At 71.9% G+C, this 13,793-nt stretch carries 15 protein-coding genes; 11 read left to right on the top strand and 4 right to left on the bottom strand.

The annotated features are described in order from the left end of the window. The coding region (locus ACFU5F_RS36550; RefSeq protein WP_383897080.1) for a Clp protease N-terminal domain-containing protein at nt 1–513 on the top strand (513 nt) is incomplete at its 5' end. Between the two features lie 157 nt (nt 514–670). After that, complete coding sequence (locus ACFU5F_RS36555; protein WP_383897081.1) at nt 671–1,675, top strand: DMT family transporter; 1,005 nt, start codon at nt 671–673, stop codon at nt 1,673–1,675. A 438-nt stretch (nt 1,676–2,113) separates the two neighbouring features. Here the strand turns inward: ACFU5F_RS36555 and ACFU5F_RS36560 are convergent, their stop codons facing one another. Then, entirely contained in the window at nt 2,114–2,800 is a 687-nt protein-coding gene (locus ACFU5F_RS36560; protein WP_383897084.1) for a pyridoxamine 5'-phosphate oxidase family protein, read from the bottom strand. 35 nt (nt 2,801–2,835) lie between these two features. On the opposite strand from ACFU5F_RS36560, the gene ACFU5F_RS36565 reads away from it, so the two are divergent. Next, on the top strand, nt 2,836–4,170 hold the full coding sequence (locus tag ACFU5F_RS36565; RefSeq protein WP_383897087.1) for an aminotransferase class I/II-fold pyridoxal phosphate-dependent enzyme: 1,335 nt from the start codon (nt 2,836–2,838) through the stop codon (nt 4,168–4,170). A 32-nt stretch (nt 4,171–4,202) separates the two neighbouring features. Here ACFU5F_RS36565 and ACFU5F_RS36570 read toward each other — a convergent pair whose 3' ends face one another. Beyond that, nucleotides 4,203–5,132, bottom strand: coding sequence for a DMT family transporter (locus tag ACFU5F_RS36570; protein WP_383897090.1), 930 nt, complete (start codon nt 5,130–5,132; stop codon nt 4,203–4,205). Between the two features lie 73 nt (nt 5,133–5,205). On the opposite strand from ACFU5F_RS36570, the gene ACFU5F_RS36575 reads away from it, so the two are divergent. Continuing rightward, a complete protein-coding gene (locus ACFU5F_RS36575; protein ID WP_383897093.1) occupies nt 5,206–6,114 on the top strand; it encodes a LysR family transcriptional regulator in 909 nt (302 codons plus the stop codon). A gap of 145 nt (nt 6,115–6,259) precedes the next feature. Here ACFU5F_RS36575 and ACFU5F_RS36580 read toward each other — a convergent pair whose 3' ends face one another. Next, entirely contained in the window at nt 6,260–6,721 is a 462-nt protein-coding gene (locus ACFU5F_RS36580; protein WP_383897094.1) for a pyridoxamine 5'-phosphate oxidase family protein, read from the bottom strand. Nucleotides 6,722–6,829: 108 nt separating this feature from the next. Here ACFU5F_RS36580 and ACFU5F_RS36585 point away from each other — a divergent pair, with 108 nt between their 5' ends. Then, nucleotides 6,830–7,504, top strand: coding sequence for a cysteine hydrolase (locus ACFU5F_RS36585; RefSeq protein WP_383897097.1), 675 nt, complete (start codon nt 6,830–6,832; stop codon nt 7,502–7,504). Here the strand turns inward: ACFU5F_RS36585 and ACFU5F_RS36590 are convergent. After that, the gene (locus ACFU5F_RS36590; RefSeq protein ID WP_383897100.1) at nt 7,491–7,991 is read right to left on the bottom strand and encodes a Rieske (2Fe-2S) protein; all 501 of its coding nucleotides are present in this window, start codon (nt 7,989–7,991) and stop codon (nt 7,491–7,493) included. The two genes, ACFU5F_RS36585 and ACFU5F_RS36590, sit on opposite strands and share 14 nt — an antisense overlap. 201 nt (nt 7,992–8,192) lie before the next feature. Between ACFU5F_RS36590 and ACFU5F_RS36595 the strand changes: the two genes are divergently transcribed. The 6 genes from ACFU5F_RS36595 (at nt 8,193) to ACFU5F_RS36620 (ending at nt 13,655) form a co-directional block, all read left to right on the top strand. After that, nucleotides 8,193–8,948 (top strand): HipA family kinase, encoded by a 756-nt coding sequence (locus ACFU5F_RS36595; RefSeq protein ID WP_383897103.1) that lies wholly within the window; start codon nt 8,193–8,195, stop codon nt 8,946–8,948. Beyond that, on the top strand, nt 8,945–9,355 hold the full coding sequence (locus ACFU5F_RS36600) for a DUF3037 domain-containing protein (protein ID WP_383897105.1): 411 nt from the start codon (nt 8,945–8,947) through the stop codon (nt 9,353–9,355). The genes ACFU5F_RS36595 and ACFU5F_RS36600 overlap by 4 nt, the downstream gene beginning before the upstream one ends. A 173-nt stretch (nt 9,356–9,528) precedes the next feature. Beyond that, nucleotides 9,529–10,290: a 3-oxoacyl-ACP reductase FabG gene (fabG, locus tag ACFU5F_RS36605; RefSeq protein WP_060907482.1), complete on the top strand. Its 762-nt coding sequence runs from the start codon at nt 9,529–9,531 to the stop codon at nt 10,288–10,290. A gap of 12 nt (nt 10,291–10,302) precedes the next feature. Continuing rightward, nucleotides 10,303–11,070 (top strand): SDR family oxidoreductase, encoded by a 768-nt coding sequence (locus tag ACFU5F_RS36610; RefSeq protein ID WP_383897108.1) that lies wholly within the window; start codon nt 10,303–10,305, stop codon nt 11,068–11,070. A gap of 188 nt (nt 11,071–11,258) precedes the next feature. Continuing rightward, on the top strand, nt 11,259–12,839 hold the full coding sequence (locus ACFU5F_RS36615) for an ABC transporter substrate-binding protein (RefSeq protein ID WP_383897109.1): 1,581 nt from the start codon (nt 11,259–11,261) through the stop codon (nt 12,837–12,839). Nucleotides 12,840–12,971: 132 nt separating this feature from the next. Further along, complete coding sequence (locus ACFU5F_RS36620; protein WP_318813037.1) at nt 12,972–13,655, top strand: uracil-DNA glycosylase; 684 nt, start codon at nt 12,972–12,974, stop codon at nt 13,653–13,655. Nucleotides 13,656–13,793: the final 138 nt, after the last annotated feature.

Below are 13,793 nucleotides of genomic sequence, written 5' to 3' on the forward strand. Positions count from 1 at the left end.
GTGGTCGCCGGTGCGCGCAGACGGGCCCTCCGGGACGGGGACCGACAGATCGACACCGCCCATCTGCTGCATTCCCTGGTGGAGTCCGACCCCGAGGTCCGCGCCGTCTTCGACGGCTCGCAGGTCGCCCGGCTGCTCGGCTATCTCGTGCAGCGCAGCATCGGGTACGGGCTGCGCTGGCGGATCGGTGTCGAGGACGCCGGTGCCGTCCCGGGCGGGCCGGGCAGGCCCGGCTGGTCGCCCGTGGCGTCCCGGGCGATGACCCGGGCGTACGACCGTGCCGTGCTGCGGGGCGCGGGGTCGGCCCACGGCGTCGATCTGCTCGCGGTGCTCGTCGTGGCCACCGGTTCGCGGGCCGTGGAGGTGTTGGGCAAGGTCGGTGTCGACGGGGAGCTGGTGGCGCGACGGATCGCGGAGACCGGCGGGGGCGCTGTCGCGGGCTGGAGCGCGGACTCGGGTGGGGGCGGCGTCGCGGGACGGGTGGTGAGCGGGGAGGAGGGGGCGCAGGCGTGACGGGTGGTCGAGGTGTGCTCGGTCCGAGGTGCGCTCGGCCTTCGGTGCTCGGTCCGAGGTGCGCTCCGGCGGCCCGGCGGCGCCCGGCGGCCGTCCAGTCGATGAGACAGGTGTCATCCGGGATGACGCTCCTGTCGTCGGCTGACATCATGTCTCGGTGCATACGTCTCAGGAGAGTCAGGGGCATCGTGGGCGCGGCGTCGGGCTGGTGCTCGCGCTGGGGTCCGCGGTCGCCTTCGGTGGATCGGGTACGGCGGCCAAGCCGCTGATCGAGGCCGGGCTCGACCCGTTGCACGTGGTGTGGCTGAGGGTGGTCGGTGCCGCGCTGGTGATGCTGCCGCTGGCCGTCCGTCACCGGGATCTGGTGCGCCGGCGGCCCGCTCTGCTCGTCGGGTTCGGACTGTTCGCCGTGGCCGGTGTGCAGGCCTTCTACTTCGCCTCGATCTCCCGGATCCCCGTCGGTGTCGCGCTCCTCGTGGAGTACCTCGGCCCGGCCATCGTCCTCGGCTGGGTGCGTTTCGTGCAGCGCCGGCCGGTGACGCGAGCCGCCGCGGTCGGCGTCGTGCTCGCCGTCGGCGGACTCGCCTGTGTCGTCGAGATCTGGTCGGGGCTGAGCTTCGACCCGCTGGGCTTGCTGCTGGCGCTCGGGGCCGCCTGCTGTCAGGCCGGGTACTTCGTGCTGTCCGACCAGGGCAGCGACGCGGGGGCCGAGGCACCGGATCCACTCGGGGTCATCGCCTACGGGCTGTTGGTGGGTGCGGCGGTGCTCACGGTGGTGGCGCGGCCGTGGGGGATGGAGTGGGGGGTGCTCGGGGGTGACGCGTGGATGGACGGCACGGCTGTCCCGGCGTGGGTGCTGCTCGCCTGGGTGGTGCTGCTCGCCACGGTGGTCGCCTACGTGACCGGGGTGGTGGCCGTGCGGAGGTTGTCGCCGCAGGTGGCCGGGGTCGTGGGGTGCCTGGAGGCGGTGGTGGCGACCGTGCTCGCCTGGGTGCTGCTGGGGGAGCATCTGTCGGCACCGCAGATCGTGGGCGGGGCGGTGGTGCTGGCCGGGGCGTTCGTCGCGCAGCGGTCCGCGGCGGGGGGAGGGGCGCCGGGGCGACCGGCCGGGGCCGTCGAGGGGCGGGTTGAGCCCGAGCTGTCGGTGGGGCGCGGGCGGTGATGCCGCGGCGGGCCGGCCGCCGGCCCGGCCGTCGGTGGGCGGCGGGACGGACGGGGTGGGTCGTGGGGGGCGTGGGGCGTCCCCGCGCCGCTGACGGCCGCTCACCCTGACGGCCGCTCACCCTGAGGGCACGTAAAGGGCTGCGGGCGGGCTGGTGGGGGGAACGAGGTGGCCCGGACTGTCGCCGGGGAGGCCGGTTGTTTGCTGTGCTGCGATGGGTCGCGCGGTCCCCCGCGGCCCCTGACGGGCGTGTACCCGTGAAGGCGCGTAGGGGGCCGGGAGCGGTTCGGAGGCTGATGGGGGGGGCGGGGCGGCCCGAGCTGTCGCCGGGGAGGTCGGCTGCTTGCCGTGCCGCCGCGGTTCGCGCGGTCCCCCGCGCCCCTGACGGCCCCGGGGTCACCCCTCGTCGTTGAGGCGGGCCCGGGGCGGGGAGGCGTACTACAGGGTCTTGAGGTAGTCCGGGAGTTCGATGCCGGCGGGCAGGTCCGGGTCCGGGATCGGGGCGTCGTAGCCCTTGCGGAGGGGGACGACGCCGGCCCAGTGGGGAAGCGTGAGGTCTTCGGGTTCCTCGTTGACGCCGCCGGTGCGGGTCTTGGCCGAGACCTCGTTCAGGTCGAGGCGGATCACGGCGGTGGCCGCGAACTCCTTGGGGTTCGCGGGCCGGGAGTCCCGCGAGCGGCCCGGTACGACGTGATCGACGAGCGCGTCCAGGGCGATCCGCCGCTCCTGCGGGTCCGTGACCCGGTGGGCGATTCCGTGCACCACGACCGAGCGGTAGTTGATCGAGTGGTGGAAGGCGGAGCGGGCCAGGATCAGCGCGTCCACGTGCGTCACCGTCAGGCACACCGGGAGCCCCGGGTCGGCCTGGTCCGTCATCCGCAGCGGGCGTGAACCCGTCGAACCGTGCACGTAGAGCGTCTCGCCGACCCGGCCGTACAGCGTCGGCAACACCACCGGGGCACCGTCCCGGACGAAGCCGAGGTGGCAGACGTAGCCCTCGTCCAGTATCGCGTGCACCAGGTCCCTGTCGTACGACGCCTTCTCTCCGCCCCGGGTGGGGACGGTGCGGTCGGTCGGGGTGTAGGCGACGGTCGGTGGCGTCGTCGGTTGCGGTGTCCCCGCCATTGCGCTCTCCATTGCACTAGTGCATAGTTAGGTTTGTGCTAGGAGAATACCGGATCACGGGTCGGCGTGCGGCGGATATCGCGGCAAGCGTCGAGCGGGCGGTCGGGGCGGGCGAGCTGGAGCCCGGCCGACTGCTGCCGCCCATGCGCGAGTTGGCGGAGCGCCTGGGCGTGAATCCGAACACCGTCGCGGCCGCCTACCGCACACTGCGGGAGCGCGGGGTCATCGAGACCGCCGGGCGGCGGGGGAGCCGCGTGCGCCCCCGGCCGGCGACGACGGGGCGCGAGTACATCAGGGTGGAGGTGCCCGAGGGCGTGCGCGACCTCGCCGACGGCAATCCCGACACGGCCCTGCTGCCGCGTCTCGCCGAGGCGTTCGCGGCCGCCGCCCAGCAGGCTGACCGTGAGCCCGTGCTGTACGGGGCGGGCTCCGTGGAGCCCGAGCTGGCTCGCATCGCGCGGGCCGAGCTGGACGCCGACGGGGTGCCGGACGGGCCGATCACCGTCACCTCCGGTTCGCTCGACGCGATCGAACGCGTCCTGGTCGCCCATCTCAGATCCGGGGACGCCGTCGCCGTCGAGGACCCGGGGTGGGGCAGCGTGCTCGACCTCGTGCCGGCGCTCGGACTGCGCGTCGTACCGGTCGGCGTCGACGACGAAGGGCCGCTTCCCGATGACGTCCGGGCGGCGCTGGAGGCCGGGGCCCGGGCCCTGATCGTCACCGACCGCGCGCAGAACCCCACCGGCGCCGCCGTGAGCGCCGCCCGGGCGCGGGCCCTGCGGTCCGTGCTGAAGGACCATCCCGAGACCCTGGTCATCGAGGACGACCACGGCTACCGGATCGTCGACCAGCCCCTCCATCCGCTGGCCGGGGCCACCCGCGGCTGGGTTCTCGTGCGGTCGGTCGCCAAGGCGTACGGCCCCGACCTGCGGCTCGCGGTGCTCACCGGGGACGCCGTCACCGTCGACCGGGTCCGGGGCAGACAGCGGCTCGGGCCGGGCTGGGTGAGCCGGCTGGTGCAGCGGGCCGTCGTGCGCCTGTGGACCGGTGGCGCGGTGGACTTCGCGGCCGTGGCGGCACAGTACGGGCGGCGCCGCGACGCGCTGATCGGAGCCCTCGCGCGGCGCGGGGTCGAGGCGCACGGGGTCAGCGGGATGAACGTGTGGATCCGGGTTCCGGACGAGACCGGCGCCGTCGCCCGGCTGCTTCACGCAGGGTGGGCCGTGGCGCCCGGCGCACGCTTCCGGATGAGTGCCCCGCAGGGGATCCGGATCACGGTCTCCACCCTCACCGAGGAGGACATCGTGAGGGTGGCGGACGCGGTGGCCTCGGCGGTCGGACGGCCGGGGTCGGGCGGTGGCTACGCGTGAGGGGTGGGGGCGGGCGAGGGGCCTCCGCGGGGTCAGGTGCGTGGCCTGGCCTGGGTCAGGGCCGCTCCCGCCAGGACGATCGCCGCGCCGACCGGGGTCGACCAGGCCAGGGACTCGCCGAGCAGTACCACGCCGGCGGCCGTGGCGATCACCGGGATGAAGTAGGTGACCATCTGGGCGGTCGTCGGGCCGACCTCGGAGACCAGGCCGTACTGGAGGAGCATGGCGACACCCGTGCCGAGGGCGCCCAGGGCGACCACGGCCAGCAGGGGCAGGACCGGGAAGCTGTGCGGCAGGGCCGTGAACAGCGGGGTGACGAAGGCCAGTTGCGCGGTGGCCAGCAGGAGCTGGGCGCCGGTGAGGGACAGGTGCGAGGTGCTGGTGCCGGCCAGGGTGCGGCGGACGTAGATCCAGCCGACCGGATAGCTGAGGGAGGCCAGCAGTGCCATCGTGGTGCCCCGCGCGTCCAGCCCGCTGAAGCCCTGCCAGGCGCCGAGCACGGTGAGCACGCCGAGGAAGCCGAGGCCGAGACCGGCGACCCGAACCCGGGTCGGGCGGTCCTCCGAGAGCGCGACCAGGGAGAGGGCCATGCCCCACAGGGGCGAGGTCGCGTTGCAGATGCCCGCCAGCGTGGAGGGGATCGTCAGCTCCGCGTAGGCGAAGAGGGAGAACGGCAACGCGTTGAGGAGCAGGGCCGCCACCGTGAGGTGCCCCCAGGTGCGGGCGCCGCGCGGCAGCCGCTCCCGCTTCACCGCCATCGCCACCGCGAGCACCAGCGTGCCGAACAGCAGCCGCCCGAAGGTGACCTGGAACGGTGCGTACGCCTGGGTGCCCACCTTGATCAGCAGGAAGCTGAAGCCCCAGACGAGGGAGAGGAAGGCGAAGCGCAGGCGCCAGTCGACGGCGGCGCGGGGGCGTCCGGGCAGGGATGAGGGAGTGCGGGTGGGCGTGGCGGTGGTCATGCCCCCACGATGGCGACGGCAATCTTGTAGCACAAGCGAGAATTCATGCGCTGAATCTCGTAGTATCTCTTACATGTTGAACTTGGAGCGGCTGCGTACCCTCGACGCGCTGGCCCGGCACGGTTCGGTCAGCGGGGCGGCCGAGGGGCTGCATGTGACGACCTCGGCCGTCTCGCAGCAGATGGCCAAGCTGGAGCGGGAGGTCGGACAGCGTCTCCTCGCCAAGAACGGGCGGGGCGTGCGCCTCACCGACGCGGGGCGATTGCTCGCCGAGCACGCCGGGCGCATCCTGTCGCAGGTCGAGCTGGCCCAGGCGGACCTGGAGGCGCAGCGCGGACAGGTCGTCGGCGAGCTGCGGCTGGCCGCGTTCCCCACGGCCGTCCGGGGACTGTTCCCCGCCGTCTTCCGCGCGCTGCGGGACGACCATCCGGCGCTGCGCGTGCGCTCCCGGGAGCTGGAGCCCGAACTCGCCATCAACGCGGTGATCAGGGGCGACGTCGACCTGGCCGTCGTCCTCGACTGGTACAACAAGCCGCTGCCGGTCCCCGAGGGGCTCGCCAGGGCCGCGATCCTCGACGACCCGGTGGAGGTGGCGCTGCCCGAGGGCCACCCGCTCGCCGGGCGGGACGAGATCGACCTGCGGGAGCTGGCGGAGGAGCCGTGGGTCGCCTGGCCCGAGGGGGAGTTCTGCCACGAGTGGCTGCTCTACACGCTGCGCGCCAACGGGATCGAGCCCCAGATCGCCCACCGCGCCGGCGAGCACCACACCCAACTGGCCCTGGTCGCCGCCGGGTTGGGCGTCTGCATCGCGCCCCGGCTCGGCCGCGACCCGATGCCGGCCGGGATGCGGACGGTCCCGGTGCGCCCCCGGGTCCACCGGAGCGTCTACGCGGTGTGGCGCGCGGACGCCGACCGGCGGCCGTCGATCAGGGCGGCGGTCGAGGCGCTTCGGGCGGCGGGGGCCGCGTGCGGCCCGGGATGAACCACCGCCGGTGCCGTGCCCGGGGAGCGGGCCGAGGTGGTCCCGCCGTTGTGCGCCGAGAGGCTGATACAGGGCCGTCGCCGGCCTGACCGAGGCAGAGTCAACAGCGGGGCGGCGTGCCTCGCTTGGCGTTTCGGCCCGTGGTCTACCCCAGCTTGCGGAAGTCCCAGGACGCGATCGCGTCCGGCGTCAGGCGCAGCCAGGCGTGTCTGCCGTCGTGCGGCATGTCGTCGATGCCGAAGTTCTTGCGTGCGAACCGCCGCTCCACCTCGACGAGTTCGGGGACCGGCTCGCCCGTGCGCGGTGCCTCGCCGACGAACTCGACGGTGCCGGACAGTTCGGCGCCGCGCAGTTCGCCGTACTCCTCGCCCGCGTCGACGACGACGGCGACGCGCGGATCGCGGCGCAGCGCGGACCACCGCTTGCTGCGGGTGATCGAGTAGAGCCAGAGCGATGTGCCGTCCCAGACGTACCAGAGCGGGCTGATGTGCGGGGCGCCGTCGGACGAGACCGTCGCGACGCGGCAGGTGCGCTGCGCGCCCAGGAACTCGTCCAGTTCGGCGGGTTCCATCATGATCCTGCGGCCCCGGCGCTGCGTGGCGGTCATCGACATCCCCTTCGCTGACGTGGCGTCAGATGAGCATCGGCCGTCTTCCGCCCATGTGCAAGGGGCGTTACGCTCACCCGCCCGATCGCCGGTGACAGGGGGACCGTCATGCCGTCGTACGCGCACGAGTCCGCGAGTGACGCAAGGAGGCGGCGGGAGCTGGACGGGCTGCTCGAACCCGCCACCACCGTCCTGCTCACCGTCGAGTGCCAGCGGGGGGTGGTCGGCCCGGACGGCGCACTGCCCGAACTCGCCCGCGAGGCACGCTCGTCGGGGGCCCTCGCCAATGTGGCCAGGCTGGTGGACGCGGCCCACGGGAGCGGGACGCAGGTCATGCACGCCGTCGCCGAGCGGCGGCCCGACGGACGGGGCGCCAACCGCAACGCCCGCCTGTTCCGCGCGGCGGAACGGCTGCCCGTACGGCAGTTGACCGGCACCGAGGCCGTACGCGTCGCCCCGCCCGTCGAGGTCGCCGAGGAGGACCTGGTCGTACGGCGGCTGCACGGTCTGTCACCGCTGGCGGGCACCGACGTGGACGCGCTGCTGCGCAATCTGGGGTGCCGGACACTGATCGTCACCGGCGTCTCGGCCAACGTGGCCGTGCCGAACGCCGTGTTCGACGCGGTCAACCGGGGCTACCGCGTCGTCGTGCCCGGGGACGCCATCGCGGGGGTGCCTGCCGACTACACCCCCGCGATGATCCGCCACACCCTCGCACTGGTCGCGACGGTCGCGACCACCGACGAGGTGCTGGCGTGCCTGACGAGGATCAGGCCAGCGTGATGGAATCACCCGAGACGCTGACCTTCTTGGCCGGCAGCGGCTCCGTGGCCGGGCCGCTCTTCACACTGCCGTCGGCGATCGAGAAGTTGCTGTTGTGACAGGGGCAGTTGATCACGCCGTCGGCGATCGACTTCACGGCGCACCCGCGGTGGGTGCAGGTGGCGGAGAACGCCTTGTACTGGCCCGCCTCCGGCTGGGTGATGACGACACCCTCGCTCTCGAAGATCTTGCCGCCGCCCTCGGGGATGTCCGAGGTCTTGGCGATCGCCGCGCCACCGGCGCCGCCGCTCGTGCTGCCGCCGCTCGCCTCGGCCGTCGAGTCGCCGCCCGCCCCGGCCCCGGCCCCCGACGAGTTCGAGGTGGAGGTCGAGGGTTCGTCCTCCGACCCGCACGCGGTCAGCGCGACGGTGAGTCCTGCCACGCCGGCCGCCGCCATGACGGTGCGGCGGCCCGGAATCGAAGCGGGTTTGATCGTTTCGCTGGTCATGCCGGAGGTTCCTCCCGAGATGGCTTCGCACTTTCGCCCATGGATACGGAGGGGCTGTGCTTGAACGTTCAGACAGGGAGCACATCCTGACCTGTCCGGGGTGATGAGAGTGTCAAAAGCAGCTGTCCGGAAGCTGTCGATCCGAGCCGAGGGCGGACGGGTCGCCTCCGGGGCGCCGTGGCCCGCCGGTAGCCTGGGGCGATGCTCAAGGAAGTCAGCGTGACCCGGTACATCACGCCGTTGCGGGAAGGCGGTTCGCTGCCGGGCCTCGTGGAGGCCGACGACCGCGGCACGTACGTCCTGAAGTTCACCGGCGCGGGTCAGGGCCGCAAGACGCTCGTGGCGGAGGTCGTCTGCGGTGAGCTGGCCCGGCGGCTCGGTCTGCGCGTGCCCGGCCTGGTCACGCTCGACCTCGACCCCGTCCTCGGGCTCGGCGAGCCCGACGAGCAGGTGCAGGAGCTGATCAAGTCCAGCGGCGGCACCAATCTGGGCATGGACTTCCTGGCCCGCGCGATCGGCTTCGACCCGCTCGCCTTCGAGGTGAGCCCCGAGGAGGCCGGGCGGGTCGTCTGGTTCGACGCGCTGATCAACAACGTCGACCGCTCCTGGCGCAACCCCAACCTGCTGATCCGGCACGGCGAACTGTGGCTCATCGACCACGGCGCCACCATGATCTGGCACCACCACTGGCCCGGCGCCCGCGTCTCCGCCGCCAAGCCGTACGCCGCCGCCGACCATGCCCTGGCCCGCTTCGGCCCCGATGTCGCGGCAGCCGCCGCGGACCTCGCGCCGCTGGTCACCGAGGACCTGCTCGCCGAGGTGACCGCCGAGATCCCGGACGTCTGGCTGAGCGACGAGCCCGGCTTCGAGACGCCGGACGCGCTGCGGCGGGCGTACGCCGAACCGCTGCTCGCCCGCGCCGCCGACATCCACGAACGCATCGAGGGGATCACGTGAGCGACCGCTTCCTGGGGACCGGGGCGACCGGGCAGGACGTCTACGAGTACGCGCTGCTGCGGGTGGTGCCCAGGATCGAGCGCGGGGAGTGCTTCAACGCGGGCGTCCTCGTCTACAGCCGTTCCCGGGCCCTGGTGACCGCCCGTACGCATCTGGACGAGGCCAAGCTCCTCGCCCTCGACCCCGGGGCGGACGTGCGGGGCGTGCGGGCCGCGCTGCGCGCCGTGGAGGGTGTGTGCGCCGGGGGAGAGGCGGCCGGGCAGGCCGCCCGGGACGACGCCGGACGGCGGTTCCGGTGGCTTGTCGCGCCCCGTTCGACGGTGGTCCAGGCCGGCCCCGTGCACACTGGGCTCACCGCGGATCCGGCGGCGGAGGCCGAGCGGCTGCTCGCACTGCTGGTGACGTAGCGGGTCCGTGGTGCGGCGACCCCGGCCGGGGCCGACGTAAGGGATCACACCTGGTGGAACGTTGACACCGGGTGCCAGGACTTCTAGCGTCACGTGTGCTGAAGGTACTAAGCGGTCGCTCACCAACTGGGGGCGCCGCAGGAGCCGCATCCCAAGGGCGAGGAGAACCAGCAATGTCCACCACTGAGCAGCGTGTCGCCGTGGTCACCGGTGGCGCGCGCGGCATCGGTGCCGCGACCGCCGTACGACTGGCCGCCGAGGGCCGTGCCGTCGCGGTGATCGACCTCGACGAGGCCGCGTGCAAGGACACCGTCGAGAAGATCACCGCCGCCGGCGGAAAGGCGCTCGCGGTCGGCTGCGACGTCTCCGACGAGGCCCAGGTCGAGGCCGCCGTCACCCGGATCGCCGAGGAGCTGGGCGCCCCGACGATCCTGGTGAACAACGCGGGCGTGCTCCGCGACAACCTGCTGTTCAAGATGGGCGCGTCCGACTGGGACACGGTCATGAACGTGCACCTGCGGGGCGCCTTCCTGATGGCCAAGGCCGTCCAGAAGTACATGGTCGAGGCCAAGTTCGGCCGGATCGTCAACCTGTCCTCCTCGTCCGCGCTCGGCAACCGGGGCCAGGCCAACTACTCGGCGGCCAAGGCCGGTCTGCAGGGTTTCACCAAGACCCTCGCCATCGAACTCGGCAAGTTCGGCGTCACCGCCAACGCCGTGGCGCCCGGCTTCATCGTCACCGACATGACCGCCGCCACCGCCGCCCGCGTCGGCATGGGCTTCGAGGACTTCCAGGCGGCCGCCGCCACCCAGATCCCCGTCCAGCGCGTGGGCCGGCCCGAGGACATCGCCGGCGCCATCGCCTACTTCACCGGCGAGGACGCGGGATTCGTCTCCGGCCAGGTGCTGTACGTGGCCGGCGGACCGCTCAACTAGGGGAACGAGAACATGACTTCGGAGCAACTCCCCGAACTCTCGGGCAAGGTGGCCCTCATCACCGGCGCCAGCCGCGGCATCGGTCACGGCATCGCCGAGGCCCTCGTCGCGCGCGGCGACCGCGTCTGCATCACGGGCCGCGACGAGGACTCGCTCAAGAAGGCCGTCGAGCAGCTCGGCGCCGAGCGGGTCATCGGCGTCGCGGGCAAGGCCCACGACGAGGCCCACCAGGCGCTCGCCGTCGAACGCACGATGGAGGCCTTCGGCCGCGTCGACTTCCTGGTCAACAACGCCGGTACGAACCCGGTCTTCGGCCCGATCGCCGACCTCGACCTGAACATCGCCCGCAAGGTCTTCGAGACGAACGTCGTCTCGGCCCTCGGCTTCGCCCAGCGGACCTGGCACGCCTGGCAGAAGGACAACGGCGGCGCGATCGTCAACATCGCCTCCGTCGCCGGAGTCGCCGCGTCGCCGTTCATCGGCGCCTACGGCATCAGCAAGGCCGCCATGATCAACCTGACCCTGCAGCTGGCGCACGAGTACGCGCCCGGGGTCCGGGTCAACGCGATCGCGCCCGCCGTGGTGAAGACCAAGTTCGCGCAGGCTCTGTACGAGGGCCGAGAGGCCGAGGCCGCCGCGTCCTACCCGCTCGCCCGGCTCGGCGTGCCCTCCGACATCGGGGGCGCCGCGGCGTTCCTCACCTCGGAGCAGTCCGACTGGATCACCGGCCAGACCCTCGTGGTCGACGGCGGCATCTTCCTCAACGCGGGGGTCGGCTGACAGAGTACGGCGGGCGCCGGTGCACGCTTCACCGAACATCTCCGGCGCCCGTCCGCACCCCTCACAGGGACTCGACAACGCCGTCACTCGCGGACTGATCAAGGGCTTCGTCGGCCGAGCGGGAGCCGCTCGCGGGGCCTGCGGTATCGTTCGCCCACTCTTGGTACGGCATTTCGAGGAGCATGCGCGTGTTCAACCGGAACCGATACTTGCCGCCACTCGCGGTGATCGCGTCCATATCCATGGTGACCGGGTGTGGTGTGTTCTCCTCGGACGCCTCCGACGACGCGGACCCCATCGTGGTGGGTACCACCAGTGCGCCGAGCACCCTGGACCCGGCCGCGGCCTGGGACAGCTCCTGGGAGCTGATGCGCAACGTCTTCCAGCCCCTGCTCGGCTACGCGCCCGGTGCTTCCGAGCCCGAGCCGGACGCCGCCGAGAGCTGCGAATTCACGGACAGCTCCAGCACGGTGTACAGCTGCACCCTGCGTGAGGGCCTGAAGTTCTCCAACGGCCACACGCTGGACGCGCAGGCCGTCAAGTACTCGTTCGACCGGATCAAGAAGATCAACGTCAACGGCGGTCCCGCCGGCCTGCTGACCACCCTCTCCCGGGTGCAGACGAAGGGCGACCGCGAGGTCGTCTTCCACCTCAGCCAGCCCGACGCGACCTTCCCGCTGGTGCTCACCACGCCCGCCATGTCCATCGTGGACCCCGCGGACTATCCCGCGGACAAGCTCCGCGAGGGCACCGAGATCACCGGATCCGGGCCCTACGCCCTCGACTCCTACGACGAGGGCAAGAAGGCCGAGCTGGTCAGCAACGAGAACTACAAGGGTCTCGCCGACCGCAAGAACTCCGCCGTCACCATCGAGTACTTCGGGCAGTCGGACCAGATGGTCAAGGCCCTCAAGGACAAGAAGATCTCGGTCATCTACCGGGGCCTCGGCGCCGCGGACATCGTGGACATCCAGACCCACCACGACTCCGAGAACCTCCAGATCGTGGAGAGCCCCACCACCGAGATCAGCTACCTGGTGTTCAACCCCAAGGACCCCTGGGCGAAGAACCCCGCGGTCCGCAAGGCGGTCGCCCAGGTCCTCGACCGGCCGGCGCTCGCCCACAACATCTACAAGGACACCGTCGAACCGCTGTACTCCATGATCCCCAGGGGCCTGGTGGGTCACACGACCGGCTTCTTCGACGACTACGGCAACCCCAGCGCGACCAAGGCGAAGTCCATCCTCACCGAGGCGGGCATCACCGAAACGGTTCCTCTCACGCTCTGGTACACCTCGGACCGGTACGGCTCCCAGACCAAGCCGGCCTTCGAGGAGCTGAAGCGGCAGCTGGAGGCGTCCGGTCTGTTCTCGGTCACGCTCAAGAGCCGGCCCTGGAAGACCTACTCGGAGGGCTACCAGAAGGGCGAGTACCCCATCTTCGGGCGTGGCTGGAACCCCGACTTCAACGACGCCGACAACTTCATCGCCCCGTTCGTGGGCGAGCAGAACGCGCTCGGCACCCCGTACAAGTCCCCCGAGATCACGGACAAGCTCCTCCCGAAGTCGCGCGCCGAGAGCGACCGCGGCGCCGTCTCCGAGGAGTTCGAGGAGGCCCAGCAGATCCTCGTGGACGACGCCCGCCTGATCCCCCTCTGGCAGGGCAAGGCCTACACGGCCGCGAACGAGGAGATCGCCGGGCTGGAGAACGTCATCGACCCCGCGACGATGATGACCATGTGGCAGCTCTCCTGGAAGACCAGCTGGTAATTCCGGGTGCCGGCTCCCGTTGTCAGTGGGCGCCTGTAGGTTCTGTGCTCTGACGGCGGCCGCGCCTCGCGCGGCTGCCCATGGCTGCGTGTTGCGCGGCCGTGAAGTGAGCGCACACCGGAGGAAGTTGACGTGACCGACATCGCCATGCTGCCCGAGTCCTGGCGCGGGGTCCTGGGGGACGAGCTGCAGCAGCCCTACTTCAAGGAACTCACCGAGTTCGTCGAGGAGGAGCGTGCCAAGGGTCCCGTCTACCCTCCCCGTGAGCAGGTCTTCGCCGCACTCGACGCCACACCGTACGAGAGCGTGAAGGTCCTCGTACTCGGCCAGGACCCGTACCACGGCGAGGGCCAGGGCCACGGCCTGTGCTTCTCCGTGCGGCCGGGAGTGAAGACCCCTCCCTCCCTGCGCAACATCTACAAGGAGATGCAGGCCGAGCTGGGCACCCCGATCCCGGACAACGGCTATCTGATGCCGTGGGCCCAGCAGGGCGTGCTGCTGCTCAACGCGGTGCTCACGGTCCGTTCCGGCGAAGCCAACTCGCACAAGGGCAAGGGCTGGGAGAAGTTCACCGACGCCGTGATCCGCGCGGTCGCCGACCGGCCCGACCCGGCCGTCTTCGTGTTGTGGGGCAACTACGCGCAGAAGAAGCTGCCGCTCATCGACGAGGAGCGTCACGCGGTGGTGAAGGGCGCGCATCCCTCGCCGCTGTCGGCCAAGAAGTTCTTCGGCTCCCAGCCGTTCACGCAGATCAACGAGGCCGTCGCCCGGCAGGGCCACGAGCCGATCGACTGGACGATCCCCGACCTCGGCTGACGCGCGGCTCGCCCGCTCCCACCCGGGTGTCCGCCCGTCCGGCTCGTCCGCCGTACGGCCGCCGGGGCGCCCCGGCGGCCGTACGGGGCTGCCTGACCGGGAATGCCGGTACCTGCCGTTAGCGTCGGCAGGGACAGG

The organism is Streptomyces sp. NPDC057438 (genome assembly GCF_042802995.1).
Taxonomy (GTDB): domain Bacteria; phylum Actinomycetota; class Actinomycetes; order Streptomycetales; family Streptomycetaceae; genus Streptomyces.

Bases quoted from the DNA above. Each gene is read 5' to 3' on its own strand.
- ACFU5F_RS36560 (WP_383897084.1), bottom strand. From the start codon at position 2,800: ATGGCGGGGACACCGCAACCGACGACGCCACCGACCGTCGCCTACACC.
- ACFU5F_RS36570 (WP_383897090.1), bottom strand. From the start codon at position 5,132: ATGACCACCGCCACGCCCACCCGCACTCCCTCATCCCTGCCCGGACGC.
- ACFU5F_RS36575 (WP_383897093.1), top strand. From the start codon at position 5,206: ATGTTGAACTTGGAGCGGCTGCGTACCCTCGACGCGCTGGCCCGGCAC.
- ACFU5F_RS36580 (WP_383897094.1), bottom strand. From the start codon at position 6,721: ATGACCGCCACGCAGCGCCGGGGCCGCAGGATCATGATGGAACCCGCC.
- ACFU5F_RS36585 (WP_383897097.1), top strand. From the start codon at position 6,830: ATGCCGTCGTACGCGCACGAGTCCGCGAGTGACGCAAGGAGGCGGCGG.
- ACFU5F_RS36590 (WP_383897100.1), bottom strand. From the start codon at position 7,991: ATGACCAGCGAAACGATCAAACCCGCTTCGATTCCGGGCCGCCGCACC.
- ACFU5F_RS36595 (WP_383897103.1), top strand. From the start codon at position 8,193: ATGCTCAAGGAAGTCAGCGTGACCCGGTACATCACGCCGTTGCGGGAA.
- fabG (WP_060907482.1), top strand. From the start codon at position 9,529: ATGTCCACCACTGAGCAGCGTGTCGCCGTGGTCACCGGTGGCGCGCGC.
- ACFU5F_RS36610 (WP_383897108.1), top strand. From the start codon at position 10,303: ATGACTTCGGAGCAACTCCCCGAACTCTCGGGCAAGGTGGCCCTCATC.